This is a genomic window from Hafnia paralvei ATCC 29927, assembly GCF_001655005.1.
Taxonomy (GTDB): domain Bacteria; phylum Pseudomonadota; class Gammaproteobacteria; order Enterobacterales; family Enterobacteriaceae; genus Hafnia; species Hafnia paralvei.
Genome location: NZ_LXET01000054.1, coordinates 279,060 through 295,504, shown reverse-complemented (window position 1 = coordinate 295,504; position 16,445 = coordinate 279,060). Strand labels below are relative to the sequence as shown.

Genomic DNA, 16,445 nt, shown 5'->3' with positions numbered 1-16,445 from the left:
CCTTCATCAAACGCCATCCAATTCTTTATCGCAAACCGCGGCCTTCAAGCTATAATCGCAGTCAGTGACTAATCGTCGGATCTCCATGTTTACTCTATCAACAATCCACACTGCGCTGCCCTTCCTACACCGTATCGACGTGGGAGTAGTCACTCTTTTGCCTGAGCTGAGATACTGCCAAATTATGTATGACAGTCATTATTATCAGGATGCGTTATTCAGAGAGTTAGAGATCCCCTTTCCCGAGATTCTAAATAACGCTTCTGTAAAACGGCGCGCAGAGTATGTCGCGGCTCGATATGCTGCGAAGCTGTTACTAGACAAGGAAGGATGCCACGACAGCGTTGGTAGTGCTTCGAGTCGCGCACCAATCTGGCCAGACGGCTGGGGCGGGAGTCTTTCACACACAGATAATTTCGCGATCGCATTAATGGCGCCACTAAATTCGGCTCTAACGCTGGGGGCCGATATTGAAATGCTAATCTCGAAATCCATTAAAAAAACCGCTCATATATTCACTACGCCATTGGAACAAACGCTACTTGCAGCCTGCAATATTTCTTATGAGACTGCGCTATTAATTACATTTTCTAGCAAAGAAAGTGCATTTAAAGCGCTTTATCCTGAAGTAAACCGCTCATTCGGATTTGAGGCTACCCGAGTGTGTCAGATAGACATGTTAACTCGCAGTATTACTTTGGAGCTAACGCAAACCCTGTCCTCTCATCGGACTAAAGGAAGCCTGCTGACCTGCTACTTTGACTTGCAGGACGATAAAGTCATTACTTTTATAGCCGAACCGACAATGAAACTATATAAAGCAAATGGTTATTGTAGGTAAGCCGAAGGGGTAATGATCTATGAAAAATCCGAAAACCTTCGCTAAGTGTCATGGCTAAAAACCTTACTAGCTATTAACTTCACAGTACCGACTTCATTTTAGCGATATTCAAAATGTGACTATCTATTTTTAAAAAATGATAGCCGCATACCGCGACTTAGATATGTACCGAACAATCGATACATTGTAAATTTCGCCTTCATCAATATATTCGTCTTCATCAATACATTGGTATAATGCTAAAGTTGCTTTTCATATAAGCGATACTGTTTATAAGGCATTGCACCAATACGCTCCAGAATGGTACGCATCCCTGTGTTTGACTCAAGGATCCAAGACATCTCTAAGGCTTCAATTTTGCGCTTCGCAAATGGGTCACGTAATGCCTCTATTAACAGAAGAGCAATTATCGGCCCTATACGACTAAATTGATATTCTTGGCGAACGCCCATCAGTGGTACTCGTGCAGTGCGCACACCGCTGATTTTTAAACGCCAAAGTAGTTTTGCCCAGCCAAAAGGGAATAAACGTCCATTAAGATCGGCAATAGCTTCATTAATGTTTGGTAAACCAACGATAAAAGCACAGGGCACAGAATCGATCTCCGCAATGTAAATCATATCATCAGGTACTAGATACTTTAATTGAGCCCCCATTGTGGCAAACTCGTGCTCGGTAAAAGGTACAAATCCCCAGTTATGCTGCCACCCAGAATTAAAGATTTCCTTCATAACCTGCATTTCATCGTCGAATTGCTTACGCTTAATGCAGCGAACAGTCACTTTTTTGCGTACCTGCTCCATAAGCTGGAGCAATGAAGGAGAAAAATATAATTCGGAACAACGCATCCAATAAGCCAGCAGATCTACCCCTTTCTCATACCCTTGCTGCCTAATGTTTGTTTCATAATATGGTTTACCATGTGGCATCATTACGCATGGTGGAGTATCGAAACCATCAATAAGCAACCCACTTTCCTGATTGATATTCAGGCTAAAAGGCCCCGTAATCTTTCGTGCACCGAAAGATTTTAGCCACTCTTCTGCAGCAGCAAACAATGCACTGAATACCTCGCAGTCATCGATGGCATCAATCATTCCAAAATGCCCTGTATCTTCGCCATACAGTTCACGATGCAGGGTATCAATTTGTGCAGTTATTCGGCCAACGACTATCTCATCTTTCTTGGCCACCCATGCTTGCCATTTAATGTGTTCAGAACCTGGGTTTTTCTTAGAAAGATGCTCAGCACGTTCAACAAATAAAGGAGCAATCCAGTTGGGATCATGTTTATATAGCGTGGATGGAAAAGAAATGAAATCCTTAAGGTCATGCTCATTCATAACCTTTTCAATGCGAACCATAAACAGCCTTAATATATTTAACACATTAGAATATACAATAATCCAGCCGGTATTGTTATAACTGCGATATATTGTTGTTGGTTTTCTCTCATTGGAGAATTAATACAAAAAATACTTTATGAAAAAACACATAAATAAATCACTAGGTGGTGAGTTCACGTTAATGAATAAACATGATTATTTTTTACCACTAAGTGCTGTTACAATCTCTGAGAAAGCATTTCTAAATAAGGAACCATTCACTTAATTAATAACTTATAAGTCCCTATGATAAATATAAATCATTCACATGGAGAATATTACCCATTAATTAACAACATTACCGATATATCAGAAACCCATTATTACAATAAAAGATATTCCTTACAAAAAATAATGAAATTAGAAAAACAACTCTATACCTAAACGGTTATATAATTTACATTATACTCTTACTAGAAGTTAGTTTTTTATTATCCAATGACTTTAAATTAAAACATTCTCATGGTGTAGTATGTCCAATAGAATCTCGACTCATCCTATGCGCTATGCAGACTTTCCAACTCTGGTGGAAGCTTTGGACTATGCCGCACAAGGAAGTGCAGGAATGAATTTTTATGATCGCCGTAATCAACTTGAAGCCGTATTGGAATATCGCGACCTACAATCAAAAGCGATTGCAGGAGCACGGCGGTTGCTGTCCTTAAACCTAAACAAAGGGGATCGCGTCGCTATAATTGCCGAAACAAGTGTTGGTTTCGTCGAAGCTTTTTTCTCCTGCCAGTATGCCGGCTTAGTTGCTGTGCCTCTTGCCATTCCTATGGGGGTGGGACAAAGAGACTCTTATACAGCTAAACTTCAAGGCTTATTAGCGAGCTGTAAACCTGCTGCAATAATCAGTAGCAATGAATGGCTATCACTCATTAACGTTGTCAATATTGATTCACCCACGATCCATATTCTCAGTAACGAAGATTTTAATGCGTTACCTGAAATGGATATTGAGTTACAGCTACCGTCACCAGATGATATTGCCTACCTCCAATATACTTCAGGCAGTACGCGTTTTCCGCGTGGGGTAATAATTACTCACCGCGAAGTCATGGCTAATCTGCGTGCTATAAGTCATGACGGTATCAAATTGCGTGACGGTGATCGTTGCATATCATGGCTACCGTTCTATCACGATATGGGATTAGTCGGTTTTCTATTGACCCCAATGGCAACTCAACTGTCCGTTGACTATTTGAGCACTCAAGATTTTGCTATGCGACCAATGCAGTGGCTGAAACTAATTAGTAAAAACCGCTGTACCGTCTCCGTGGCACCACCTTTCGGATACAATTTATGCCTGCGCCGCGTAAATGATAAAGATCTTGCTGAACTTGATCTCTCCTGCTGGCGCGTAGCTGGGGTTGGCGCTGAACCTATTTCTGCCGAGCAGCTAAATCAATTTGGCGAATGTTTTAGTAAGGCACATTTTGACAGCAAGGCCTTTATGCCATGCTATGGCCTCGCTGAGAATGCGCTTGCAGTTAGCTTTGGCGAAGAGGCAATAGGTACTCAGATAAACGAAGTTGACCGTGATATTTTAGAGAATCAGGGCAGAGCCGTTGCACCAACTAAAGGAACCCGAGCAGTTTCTACTTTCGTGAACTGCGGTAAAGCGCTTCCAGGTCACCTGATTGAAATTCGAAATGAAATTGGTATGCCTCTACCTGAGCAAGAAATTGGCCATATCTATATATCTGGCCCTAGCCTAATGAGTGGCTATTTCCAAGATCTTGCGTCACAAAGGGACATTAAATCCACAGGATGGATGGATACCGGAGATTTAGGCTATCTGCTAAATGGATATTTATACGTCACAGGCCGTATAAAAGATCTGATTATTATCCGAGGTCGCAATATATGGCCTCAGGATATTGAATATATTGCGGAACAAGAGCCAGAAATTCATTCAGGTGATGCAATCGCATTTGTTACCTCGCAGGAACAAATTATTTTGCAAATCCAGTGCAGAGTCGGCTCTGAACAACGTCGCGCGCAAATCGTTCATTCACTCACGGCTCGGATTCAAAGCGAATTTGGTGTTTCTGCTGATATAGAACTATTACCGCCACATAGTATTCCACGAACATCCTCAGGTAAACCGGCTAGGGCAGAGGCCAAAAAACGTTATTTGACGGCTTTTGCAAATACACTGAGTCCGCAGATGCAAATGGCTGATTGTGCACAATGAACAAAATCGTGGCAGTAACAGGTGGAACTGGCTTTATAGGTCAACATATTGTCAATAACCTGCTTTCTCACGGCTTTAATGTTCGAGCGTTAACCAGATCTGCACGTAACGATACTCGTACCAATATCAGTTGGGTTCGCGGTTCGCTGGAAGACTCTTACTCACTCGCAGAGCTTGTTGATAGCGCAAATTTTATAGTCCATTGCGCAGGCCAAGTCCGCGGGCACAATGAAAATGTCTTCACTCAATGCAACGTCACTGGCAGCCTGCGCCTTATGCAGGCTGCCAAAGAAAGCGGAGTCTGTGAGCGCTTTCTGTTTATGTCTTCTCTTGCAGCTCGCCATCCTGAACTATCTTGGTATGCAAACTCTAAACGTGTTGCCGAGCAACAGTTAACAAATATGGCTTCAGGTATTTCGCTGGGAATTTTTCGTCCTACTGCGGTTTATGGCCCTGGAGATAAAGAGTTAAAGCCCTTGTTTAGCGGGATGTTACGTGGCGTTCTTCTACGATTTGGCGCGCTTGAGACTCGGCTATCACTCCTTCATGTGAGCGATTTAGCCGAAGCCGTTAGCCAATGGTTAATGGCCGAGCAGCCACAGGCTCATTCTTATGAATTATGTGATGGTGTTTCTGAGGGCTATGACTGGAGGCGTATTCAAGAAATCGGTGCCACGGTACGTAATGGCTCAGTGCGATTAGTTGGTATCCCTTTGCCTTTACTCAAACTCGTTGCCGATATTAGTACTCTAACAGGCTTTTTAGCAGGAAAAGAGCCCATGCTGACTCGTTGCAAAATCCGTGAATTAACACATTTGGACTGGTCTGCGAGTAATAAACATCTGTCCGAAAATATTAATTGGTTCCCTAAAATTAGTCTAGAGAATGCATTACGCAGCGGGCTATTTTAATTATCTTGATAATAGGTGTGTCAATAATTCTATGTTAAATCGAAAAATAGTGATGGACTATACCCTCTCCTGCTTAGAGGGTATGGTCGAAAGCGGATTAGATATAAAACCTGACAGTGATCTGGTTAACGATCTTGGTTTGGAATCTATAAAAGTCATGGATCTGCTGATGATGTTAGAAGACAGATTTGATATTTCCATTCCTATCAATATATTGCTGGATGTCAAAACACCCGCACAATTACTAGAAGCCTTAATACCATATTTGGAGAATACCAATGGGCCTTTATGATAAATTTTCACGCCTGGCGAGCGAGCGAGAGCAATTTTGTACATCAGGTATAAATCCATTTGGCACTCGTATTGATGAAGTTTATTCCGCAACTGAAGGACGTATTGGTAATCAAAAGGTCATTCTGGCTGGTACCAATAATTATCTGGGATTAACCTTTGATGCTCAGGCGATTGCCGACGGACAGGACGCATTAGCCACTCAGGGAACGGGAACAACCGGTTCTCGCATGGCTAACGGTAGCTATGAATCACATATCGCGTTGGAACATGAGATTGCTGATTTTTTTGACCGCCCTAGCGCTATTGTTTTTTCTACGGGCTATACCGCGAATTTGGGGATAATCAGCGCACTGGCTGGTCATGGCTCTGCTGTATTGCTAGATGCCGATAGCCATGCCAGCATCTATGATGCTTGTACACTGGGTGGCGCTGAAATTATTCGTTTCCGTCACAATGATGCCAAAGATCTTGAACGCCGGATGATGCGCCTCGGTGATCGTGCTCGAGAGGCAATCATTATCGTTGAAGGCATCTATAGCATGCTGGGCGATGTTGCTCCACTCGCTGAAATTGTCGATATCAAACGACGTCTGGGCGGATACTTGATCGTAGATGAAGCTCATTCTTTTGGTGTTATGGGTGCGACCGGCAGAGGACTTGCTGAAGAGGTCGGCGTCGAGCAGGATGTCGATATCATTGTAGGGACATTCAGCAAAAGCTTAGCGTCTATTGGAGGCTTTGCCGTCGGTTCTAAAGCAATGGACGTTCTGCGCTATGCAAGTCGTCCATTTATTTTTACTGCATCACCGTCTCCATCGTGTATTGCCTCTGTTCGCTCAGTCCTAAAAACCATTGCAAAACACCCAGAACTCCGCCAAAAGCTGTGGAGCAACTCACATCGGTTGTATTCCGGGTTAGAGAAACTTGGCTATGAGCTGGGTTCACATATTAGCCCAGTTGTGCCAGTAATCATTGGGCATAAAGATGATGGCTTACGTATCTGGCGCGAGCTAATAGGCCTAGGGGTCTATGTTAACCTGATTCTGCCGCCAGCAGCGCCAGCCGGTATCACGTTATTGCGTTGCAGCGTCAATGCCGCACATACTGACGAACAGATTGATGACATTATTCAAGCGTTTGCAAAGCTAAAAAAGTGATACGACGTAAACAAGGGTACCGTTCTAGTTCTTTCCTGCCGATATAGCAGCAAGTTATGTAATTTCTAGAGCGGTATCAGTGTCGCTGATCAAATTGATAAACCAGTACTAAAGCGATAGCTAAAATAAATGACGGAGGGGTAAGCGTAACTATTGCGGCATTAAGGGAAAACAATAGCCCTACATTCACAACGATTTGGTAACTAATATAAGTAAAGAGTCCAACAATGACACCAATGGCTAAGCGACTTCCTAGTCCTGGTGAACGCGGAACGCTAAAGGTGAATGGGATTGCCAGTAAAATCATGGCTAAAGTTAAAATAGCGCGTCCTAGCTTTTGCCATAACGCTATCTTAAATTCAATGCTCGGCTGATCGGTATTCTGCAGATAGGTAATATATTGGTTGAGCTGCTTGATAGAGAAAGTACTACTCGGCATAGTCAATTCTTTCAGAGTCATGCCGGTAAATATCGATTTCCACTGTAAGCTTTCTTTCGTCTCTACTGTTTCTTTCCCGCTTACCCATCTTTTTTCATTGATGCCACTCAGCATCCATATATTGCCATCAAGAATGGTTGCTTTTTGCGCATAAATATAAGACTCCAGAGAGCGATCGGGGCGATAGTAAAAAATCTCAACGCCTACTGGCTGATTATCCTCACTCAGAGACTTCACCGTAACAAATTCATTCCCTTGCCTTGCCCACAGGATGTTTCCCACACTATCGTTGCTTTCATCTTGAGCAATCGCGGCATTTTTCATTTGCAACGCGCGCTGCTCTAATGGGGAGGCGATCCACTCATCGATTGCCCCCAATGATACGGTTAGCATCAGGCCCGCACACAATGCCACTATAGATATCCTAAAGATTGAAAATCCCGTAGTGCGTATTGCCGTTAACTCCATGCTTTTCGAAAGCTGGCCAAGCCCCACTATCCCGCCAAGTAGCGCAATAAAAGGGCCAAGATCAATGAGGCTTCGGGGTAATGTCATCAAGACAACCACAACAGCCTGCGTCCAATGATATCCTCCAGGACTGACGTCATCGAGCTCATTCATAAGATTGAAGGTCGTAAATAGCGGGATTAATAGCCCCGCCGCGGCGGCAAATCCTATAAAAATATTGCGAATTAAGTAACGACTGAATATTTTCATCGAAATAATTTCTGCAGCAGTGAAAAATCACGAGCTATCAACACCAAGACCCCAATAAACATAAGTATTGGCACTAACCATACCCCTGGAGTTACAGAGAGATAACCACTGGCAACCAGTGACCGGCAAACATTGCCGCCATAAAAAATAACAGTAAATAATATTGTGAGTGGAAGCAGCGTTGAAAAACGTCCCTGACGTGGTTTGACGCGACTTAAAGAGATAGCCAACAGCGCCATTAAAAATGCATTTACCCCACGACTTTCTCTCCATTGCACCTCTGCATAATCTGCCGGATCAGCGGAACGAATGAGAGCTATCACGGATTTTGCTTTACGTTTTGCATCCACACTCAGATTGAGCGGTTTAAGATCCAACGTGAGATTACGATAAACTCGTTCGCTGTCATCAGTGCCTTGATGTCTCAACGTATAGCCCGTGCCTGAATGCAATATCACTGAAGGCGTTATCGGTGAAGGATTGGTCACGTCTACCGTTTTAGCTCTATAGACACTGGTTTTATTTCCTGATGAGGTATAAATCAATACATCAGTCAAATGATTAGAGTCTGGATTAATTTCTTCAGACAGAATCATTCGGCCACTATCATTAATATTAAACATTTTCGCGCGTAAATGACTGACATCTAACTCGGATTGAGACTGTTGCTCCAGCTGATAAATTTGAGCATAAGCCCAAGGTCTCGCATACATAGACATCAGCGTTACTAATATACTTAACGGGATAGCAAGGAACATAACTGCTTTATACAGACGTATCGGACTAGCTCCGATAGCAGAGATAGCGGTAATTTCAGAGTCAGTATACAACTGCCCAAGGGCAACACCGACTGAAACATAAAGCCCAACAGGTAACAGCATCTCTAGAGCAATCAATACCTTGTAAAATACAATATCTAGTACAACTTCCAGAGCTAACGTACCATTGGCCGCTTCAGTCAAATACCGCTGAGCTGAATAGCTGGCAAAAATAAAGATAAGAAAGCCAACAATAATGACAACCAAACGGCGAATTTCGGCCATGATGTAATGCTCAATCAATTTCATATACTACGAACACTCCACATAGCCTAAAAAATATTTAGTCGCGGCTAAACAAAAAATATTCAGCATATTGCTGAAACAAAATAAATCATTCGCCTATAGCGCCATTTAAAATATTATCTGAATGAATATTTACTTTTCATCAATCAGTTTCTGTACCATTGAAAGCACTCGATGTACTTCCTCCGGCGTCAAGCTTCCATCTTTAGCCCACTGAATATGCCCAAACTTATCCAGAACTAGAATGGTTGAGCTTTCTTCATTAAGCTGCCACGTTTTTCGCCCTAATCCATCACTATCTATAATAAATTGCGCCCAGGAATAACGCCTTTTATTTTTTTCAATTTTGCCAAGTACGAAAAAGCCTGAACCTAAGATCACATCATCCGTATTGACAATAGTCGTCGGCTGGAAGCGATCGCTTGGAAAGTTCGCGTTCTTGATGGCTTTAATCAGCATTGAGTTTTTCTTTTTTGCAGAGGTACGCCCAGCGATATACTGTACCACGCGAACTTTTCCCACAAGTTCAATACTACTCCAACATTTATAGCTAACGTCATCATTATTCAGCAGTAACTCGCCGCGATCGGTAATATTGATTGGCAAAACTGGCTTATCAATAACAAAATTATGCGCTGATACCCAGAGCGGACATAACAGGAGTGAGGCGATCAGTAATCTACGCAACGCCATAATGCATCCTTTATTCTTGCGTTCGAACGCCCTGATCTTCATTAAATATAATATGATGAAAAATTTTTTTACAATGGGTAACGAGAGAGAAGAAGCTCTAACCGCGCTCGAAGATCACAATCTAAAACGGAAGGAGCATCATAAGACTTTAGATTCTCCATATCATCAGCCACCATTTCATCATGTCTGTCCCCCATCAAACCATTAATAGCGGCTAAGAATCTGGAAATCTGTAGCGCATCCTGATTATTCGGATTAATAGTTCTTAAGGTGTCATAATAAGACACCAACCGACTAATAATTTTCCGCACATCATGAAACTCCTCTCCAGTTAACTGCGGTTTAGCTACCAATTTTTGTAATGTCTTCATTTGCTCTTGGCAATAAAGAATAAAACCATCCGCTGTATCTAATTGGCTATGACGTAAAGAGCAATGCACGAAAATCCAGACAGGTGCGTTTAAATGATAGACCCGTAATACTTTCCCGTAAAATGTAATAATATCCTTCTGTTTATTACGAAATCCATCTTGAAAACGCCCGAGAAATACGGTCATCTTGCTAAATAAAAAGCCTGACTGATGTTTCTTTCTATAAAGTTGTTGGGCAAAACGTAAATGCTTGTAGCGTGCGCGAATATATTTGTACTGCTTCTGTTCTTTTTCAGATAACTCACCGTTCTTTAGTTGATTAAGAATCAGGCGCAGCAAGTCCTTACGCGTGACACCATCCTCCCAAAACTGCAGGCATAATGCATAATTGTTCTTAATCACTTCCTGAGAGCATTGCAAATCAACAATCTGCGGCAAACTAGCATGTGAATCAACGACGTCATCTTCCTCTACCGCAGTAAATAAACGCTCTATAACCTCAGGTGAGAACTTTTTATTGGCCATTTATTATTCTCCCCTAACTGCGTTAAACCTAAGTAAATGGCGGTTGCAATATGCTTGTAACGTCGGGATAAGAGACAACAGCACGTCCAAACATTGTCCCGCAAAATAAGCAAAAGCCGCCCCTATTACGCCAAACATATGTGACAACACCACAAGGAGTACAACATAGGAGAAAGAGGCCACAGTTTGTGCTGCTAAGAAAGCTCGCTGCTTACCCGCCATAAGCAACAACGATTCCTGAGGAAAGCCCAACATTGAAATAACAATAGCCCCCAGCATAACCTGTATCAGATCATATGCCTGAAGATATTTAGCACCAAAAACGAGTGAAATTAAGTGTCCACCTGTAACCAAAATTGCAAGTGCAACAATAATCCCAATCCCCCCCGCTAGCAGTGCCGATTTTATCCCTAACAGCCATGGTGTCTTAGTGCGCGGATCTAAGCGCATTACTTCGGGATAAAAACTCTTTTCAAGCAATTTAGCCGGCGTTCCCGTTGCATCAAAGAACGTCATCGCAATCTTAAATAAGCCAGCAGCAGCAGGGCCTAAAATGATCCCCACTAAAACTGTACTACATGAATTTCGAGCAGCCCAAATGGAGTGTGCGAAGTTGGTTGCCCAAACAAAGCTCCAAGCTCCTTTTATACGGCGAGCGGACTCAAATAAACGTGGCCTCAACGCATTTTGGATGTTTCTGCGGCGCAATTCACGCGCTGCAAACCACCAATACATTGTTCCACCGATTAAATTGGATGCATACCATGTAATAATGAACCCAGCAAAACCATAATCACCGAAATAAACAATTACGCTTCCGAGTGCACGCAAAAATGGCTTGGTTGCCTGCTGAACAGCAATCAAATCAAAACGATTTACCGCTCTTAAGATACCGGTTGGGGTAGATGATGCCATGGAAGGAATCAACGTACAGTAAAGCATTGCGAGCCAAAAGCTATCAGAATCAAGCCCTAAGGAGTGGGAAATAAAAGGCAGCAGTACCATCCCTCCAATCACAGCAACGGCACCACTCGCGATATCCAAGCCAAAAGAGAATGAAATCACATCGCGAAATTGCTGCAGGTTATTGTTTTCCAAAGCCGGCGTACCATATTGAACAACCAATTGCCATGTCTGAAACTTGATAAAATCACTAATCGCTTTGGTATACGATTGAATAATAACAAGCACCCCAAACATTGCTGGAGTCATACCCTTACCGGCACAAGAAAGTGCTATCAAACCAAGTAAGGCACTCACCACATTACTGGAGCCTAAATAGGCACTGTTACGTATAATAGTGCGAAAAGTTCCATCAGAAAACCAATGTTTCATGGTAAAAACCAGCTAAATAAGTTATTAATCACTCAGCAAGGCTTAGCTCATCCAATATATAATTAGACAAAATAATATTTGCCACCTGAATTTGTCTTCATCTTAATATTTAGACTCAAGCCAAAACGGCTTAATACCATTATTTAGATGGTGGTACTCCTACGCTGAGAGGCTATTGCAATTGAAGATACTGCCTCTAGTGCTTTATCTAGCACCTCGCAGTATGGGGCCCTTGAATCCAGTTCGAGAACTCTGGAGCCGTTGTAACCAATCTTAGTCATGATAGCGATTTTATCGCGCAGCTCCTCATAATCGTGATCAGGCTTGCGGGAAAATGCAGTATCAATATCAATATCAAGGCGAATAATTAATTCGGGGCGTAAGAGAGCCATTTGCTGATACAACAGGCGCTCACGTTCAGCTAGATGACGCTTAACGCCCTCCTCTACGCGTTCTACGCCAATGCCTGGCCCATCGTAGTGAAAACCTGAAACGTCAGCCTGTGGATAGCGATCGCTAATCACTAAAACGCCACTTTGTGCCAAGCATATAGCCTTACGCAAATTTGCCCTACGGCGCAAAGAAAACCCGAACATAATCAGTGCAGCCCAAAGAGCAGGAGACTTAGTACTCATGCTCTGTGTCTTTGAAGATTTGGTCGCCAGACGCCGCTCAAGCCATACGCCAACCAAGGGTAAGCGTTTAATCTTATCGCCATCTTCTCCAGAGACGAGCCCCAGATAACGACGTTCTGTTACCCAGTGTTTTTTCAGCTGTTTTACCAAATCGGCAGTGAGTGTGGACTTGCCGGTACCATCACAACCCACAACGGCAATAAGCCCTGGAATATACTCAGGTAGCGCTTCATTTAATTTATCTGTCTGCATATCATTCAGTCTTAAAAGGTAATCGCAAACCTGATTTTGTGATTACAAAAGAGAGGCTCGAATCGTACTTAGCGACTTGTTAAGGATTGTGTCCGCTGGTTCTCGTCCATCCAATTCAAGGATCTTCGCACCATTAAACGTAAGGTGTGGTGTGACAACGACTTTCTCATGCAAAACAGCAAGCTTATGGTCAGGCTTACGAGAAAACGCCGTTTGTTCATCAATATCCAACCGGATCAACAATAAAGGCTGAAAGGAAGCCATCCAGTGATACAGCTTAAGCTCACGTTTTCTCAGCGTTCGAACCCACCAATTGCCACCTGCCGTTTTTGCTAATTGCGGACCATCAAAGCGAAACCCAGGGACTTCTACCTGGGGATAACGATCGGTAATGAGTAAGTGCCCTTGTTGGCTTCTCGCCAGCATTTTTCGGAACTTATACGCCCGCCAATAGGAAAGTAAGTAAATAACCAGTGTGGTGGCATTACCTGGCGGCGCGGACGGACGTTCATGAACACAATCAGCTTTTGCCCGTAAATAGCGGCTAAAAGAAATCCCAATAATAGGCAAACGCCCAATCCATTCACCAATACGCCCCGATGACTGTCCAAGATAAAACAGTTCGGTGGGTATTTGCGAAGCGAGATTATTTACTAGGTTGGCTGCTAAGGTCGATTTACCTGAACCATCACAACCAACAATAGCTATCACGCGAACAAAAGTGTGATTAATAATTGGAGTATTCTGTTGACTCACGAAAAATCCAGTATCAAAGAAGTTATTGTATATTACCGATTGAGTGCTCAGAATATATGCTCATCATAGTTGTGACAATGACTAATTGTGGCTTTATTTTTAATAAAAACATTATTGTAAATATATTAATAATAAAACATTACCCTCAAGCATTTTAAATACAGGATACATTTATGCAGCCAATAAATATTCCAATCATAGCCGTTATTGGCAGTGATGGTTCTGGCAAGTCAACGGTTTGTGAACACTTAATTAACTGCGTACAAAAATATGGGCCAGCAGTAAGAATACATCTAGGGAAACAAGCCGGGAATGTAGAGCGTGCCGTTGTAAAACTACCATTAATGGGAAAGGCACTAAACAAAACTATTAAGCATAATAAGGTCAAAAGTGCTAAAAAACTTCCGGGCCCCGTTCCGGCCTTAGTCATTATGTCTTTTGTTCTCCGTCGGCTATTACGTTTTCGTCGCATGTTGGCATGCCATCGCCGTGGGTTAATTGTATTAGCCGATCGTTACCCTCAGATACAAATTCCTGGTGCTTATGATGGTACCGTTTTTCCTGCCAATGTAACGGGTAGCCGCTTTGTTTTATGGCTGGCGGGTCTAGAACGTTCATCATTTAGCTGGATGGCCAACCATAAACCCGATTTAGTGATCAAGCTAAACGTTGATCTTGATGTTGCATGTGCCCGTAAGCCCGATCACCGCAGAGAGGCTCTAGCAAAAAAAATTGCTATCACGCCACAACTGACGTTTGATGGTTCTCAACTCGTTGATATTGATGCTAATAAGCCACTGGATGAAGTACTTATTGATGCAGAAAAGGCCATTACAAGCTTTATGGAAGCTCGCGGCTATCGTTGTATTGAAAATAGCTAATCGATTTCCAATCAGTCTGTATCGTTACAATGAGAGAGCAACACACTAACGCCCAGTCGCTTGAACTGGGCGATTATTTATAAACACCAAGATATTTCAACCTATCTGGCCACTTTTACCCGCTACGGCTTAGGTAAACTGTAGGGCAACCCAGAATAATGCCCCAGACAGAAGAATCGCCGCTGGTAGAGTGAATACCCATGCCATCAAAATGCTAGTCACCGTTTTTCTCTGCAAGCCCCCACCGTCAACAATCATGGTTCCTGCTACCGCAGAGGATAAGACATGGGTCGTGGACACTGGCATACCTGCGTAGCTTGCAAGGCCAATGGAGACCGCGGCTGTTATTTGCGCAGACATCCCTTGAGCATAAGTCATCCCTTTCTTGCCAATCTTCTCACCGATGGTCGTTGCTACACGTTTCCATCCGATCATCGTACCCATTCCCAGCGCCAGCGCGACGGCCATAATGATCCAGATTGGCGCATATTCAATCGTGTTCAGTATGTCCGTTCTCAGTTTTTTCAGTAACTGCTGGTCATCGCGGCTCATGTTTGGCAGCTTCGCCACTTTATCCGCCGTATCAGAGATACACAGCATAATGCGACGTAGCTGACTGCGCTGAGCTATGCTTAATTTGCTGTAGTTATCCATATTGCCAGACAGCATCATCTTTACACGATTAAGCGCATCAACCGTGTTTGCAGGGTGGCAATGGAACTCCGTCGGCTGGGTTCCAACCGGTGTTGCAGATGGAAGGGGCTGCTCCATATCAGTGACTAACTTCAACTGATCCTGATGCTGTTGGAAATAAACCTCAAGATTGCCGATAGCATCACGAGTCCGAGTGATTTCATAGCCAGAGGCATTCATGTTTACCACAAAACCCGCCGGGGCTATGCCAACTAACACAAGCATGATCAGGCCGATACCTTTCTGACCGTCGTTAGCACCGTGAGAGAATGCCACACCGGCAGCAGAAAGGATCAGTGCAATACGCGTCCAGAACGGTGGTTTTTTCTTTCCCCCTTTCTTTTTACGCTCAGCAGGGACGCGGTGGATACGATCGCGCTTTTTAGTTCCGCTCCAGTAACGGCGTAGCAAGAAAATCAAGCCTCCAGCGCATACTAATCCAACAATAGGAGAAACTATCAGAGAGGCAAAAATATCTATCACTTTAGGGATATTCAGCGCATCGATCACCGATGTACCGGTCATTAGTGCATTTGTTAAACCGATACCAATAATCGCACCTATCAATGTATGAGAGCTGGATGCGGGTAAACCGAAATACCAAGTACCCAAGTTCCAGATAATCGCCGCTAGCAACATTGAGAACACCATGGCAAGGCCATGTGAGGACCCCATATTAAGCAGTAAATCTGTTGGCAACATATGCACGATGGCATAGGCAACGCTCAGTCCGCCCAGCAAAACACCAAAAAAGTTGAAAACCGCGGCCATGACAACGGCTAGCTGAGGACGCATAGCTCGGGTATAGATGACCGTTGCCACCGCATTAGCGGTATCATGAAAACCGTTAATTGCTTCGTAAAAAAGCACAAAAGCTAGAGCAAGCAATAACACAAGCCCGGTATATAAATCCAGACCAGTAAATAAATTTAGCATATGGGTTATTACGCCATTTTGAGAATACGACTTGCGGTATTATCGGTGACTTTGTTGATACGGCAAAGTGAAATAAAACTTTTCGACAATATAGTGCTCATTCATCCTTGATTAAGCAGATAAATATTTAATGTAATTTGCCTTAATAATTTACCGTGATTATTAATTACAGGTTGTGATTGAAACTTATTATTGAAAGAATTCAAATGGCAAAGAAATAATAAATATTTACAAAAGAGAAGGTCGCCTTGTCATCCCCCCCACTTCTTTTCTTCATAAACGTTTTTATTATGCATGTATCTAATTCATTATAAATTAGTTAAATTAATACATGTTATTTTTTTTAAAACTTCAATACAT

15 protein-coding genes are annotated in these 16,445 nt (G+C 42.9%); 6 read left to right on the top strand and 9 right to left on the bottom strand.

Annotated features, from left to right (window positions below; translation table 11 throughout):
* Positions 1-85: 85 nt before the first annotated feature.
* On the top strand, positions 86-841 hold the full coding sequence (locus M988_RS18560) for a 4'-phosphopantetheinyl transferase family protein (protein ID WP_064575262.1): 756 nt from the start codon (positions 86-88) through the stop codon (positions 839-841).
* 239 nt (positions 842-1,080) lie between these two features.
* On the opposite strand, the gene M988_RS18555 is transcribed toward M988_RS18560, so the two are convergent.
* Positions 1,081-2,205: a hypothetical protein gene (locus tag M988_RS18555; RefSeq protein ID WP_008814798.1), complete on the bottom strand. Its 1,125-nt coding sequence runs from the start codon at positions 2,203-2,205 to the stop codon at positions 1,081-1,083.
* Between the two features lie 493 nt (positions 2,206-2,698).
* Between M988_RS18555 and M988_RS18550 the strand changes: the two genes are divergently transcribed.
* The 4 genes from M988_RS18550 to spt are packed head-to-tail and all read left to right on the top strand — an operon-like array spanning position 2,699 to position 6,788.
* On the top strand, positions 2,699-4,426 hold the full coding sequence (locus M988_RS18550) for a fatty acyl-AMP ligase (protein ID WP_074388462.1): 1,728 nt from the start codon (positions 2,699-2,701) through the stop codon (positions 4,424-4,426).
* Complete coding sequence (locus tag M988_RS18545; protein ID WP_064575258.1) at positions 4,423-5,337, top strand: NAD-dependent epimerase/dehydratase family protein; 915 nt, start codon at positions 4,423-4,425, stop codon at positions 5,335-5,337. The genes M988_RS18550 and M988_RS18545 overlap by 4 nt, the downstream gene beginning before the upstream one ends.
* A 31-nt stretch (positions 5,338-5,368) precedes the next feature.
* Positions 5,369-5,629 carry an acyl carrier protein gene (locus tag M988_RS18540; protein ID WP_016361112.1) on the top strand — a complete coding sequence of 87 codons (261 nt, stop codon included), beginning with the start codon at positions 5,369-5,371 and terminating at the stop codon, positions 5,627-5,629.
* Positions 5,616-6,788: a serine palmitoyltransferase gene (gene spt, locus M988_RS18535; RefSeq protein ID WP_064575255.1), complete on the top strand. Its 1,173-nt coding sequence runs from the start codon at positions 5,616-5,618 to the stop codon at positions 6,786-6,788. Before M988_RS18540 ends, spt begins: the two co-directional genes overlap by 14 nt.
* 76 nt (positions 6,789-6,864) lie before the next feature.
* On the opposite strand, the gene lptG is transcribed toward spt, so the two are convergent.
* The 7 genes from lptG to M988_RS18500 all read right to left on the bottom strand — a co-directional run bounded on the left by lptG (position 6,865) and on the right by M988_RS18500 (position 13,575).
* Positions 6,865-7,944 (bottom strand): LPS export ABC transporter permease LptG, encoded by a 1,080-nt coding sequence (lptG, locus tag M988_RS18530; protein ID WP_064575253.1) that lies wholly within the window; start codon positions 7,942-7,944, stop codon positions 6,865-6,867.
* Positions 7,941-9,011: an LPS export ABC transporter permease LptF gene (lptF, locus tag M988_RS18525; RefSeq protein WP_064575251.1), complete on the bottom strand. Its 1,071-nt coding sequence runs from the start codon at positions 9,009-9,011 to the stop codon at positions 7,941-7,943. The genes lptG and lptF overlap by 4 nt, the downstream gene beginning before the upstream one ends.
* Before the next feature lie 129 nt (positions 9,012-9,140).
* Positions 9,141-9,701, bottom strand: coding sequence for a YtfJ family protein (locus M988_RS18520; protein ID WP_064575249.1), 561 nt, complete (start codon positions 9,699-9,701; stop codon positions 9,141-9,143).
* Positions 9,702-9,769: 68 nt separating this feature from the next.
* Entirely contained in the window at positions 9,770-10,597 is an 828-nt protein-coding gene (locus tag M988_RS18515) for a hypothetical protein (protein WP_039187788.1), read from the bottom strand.
* Between the two features lie 3 nt (positions 10,598-10,600).
* Positions 10,601-11,932: a lipopolysaccharide biosynthesis protein gene (locus M988_RS18510; protein ID WP_008814789.1), complete on the bottom strand. Its 1,332-nt coding sequence runs from the start codon at positions 11,930-11,932 to the stop codon at positions 10,601-10,603.
* A 143-nt stretch (positions 11,933-12,075) separates the two neighbouring features.
* Positions 12,076-12,819: a nucleoside/nucleotide kinase family protein gene (locus tag M988_RS18505; protein ID WP_064575247.1), complete on the bottom strand. Its 744-nt coding sequence runs from the start codon at positions 12,817-12,819 to the stop codon at positions 12,076-12,078.
* A 42-nt stretch (positions 12,820-12,861) separates the two neighbouring features.
* Positions 12,862-13,575 carry a nucleoside/nucleotide kinase family protein gene (locus M988_RS18500; protein ID WP_008814787.1) on the bottom strand — a complete coding sequence of 238 codons (714 nt, stop codon included), beginning with the start codon at positions 13,573-13,575 and terminating at the stop codon, positions 12,862-12,864.
* A gap of 173 nt (positions 13,576-13,748) precedes the next feature.
* On the opposite strand from M988_RS18500, the gene M988_RS18495 reads away from it, so the two are divergent.
* Positions 13,749-14,456 (top strand): nucleoside/nucleotide kinase family protein, encoded by a 708-nt coding sequence (locus tag M988_RS18495; protein WP_064575245.1) that lies wholly within the window; start codon positions 13,749-13,751, stop codon positions 14,454-14,456.
* A gap of 129 nt (positions 14,457-14,585) precedes the next feature.
* On the opposite strand, the gene pitA is transcribed toward M988_RS18495, so the two are convergent.
* Positions 14,586-16,085: an inorganic phosphate transporter PitA gene (pitA, locus tag M988_RS18490; protein WP_008814785.1), complete on the bottom strand. Its 1,500-nt coding sequence runs from the start codon at positions 16,083-16,085 to the stop codon at positions 14,586-14,588.
* Positions 16,086-16,445 lie beyond the last annotated feature (360 nt).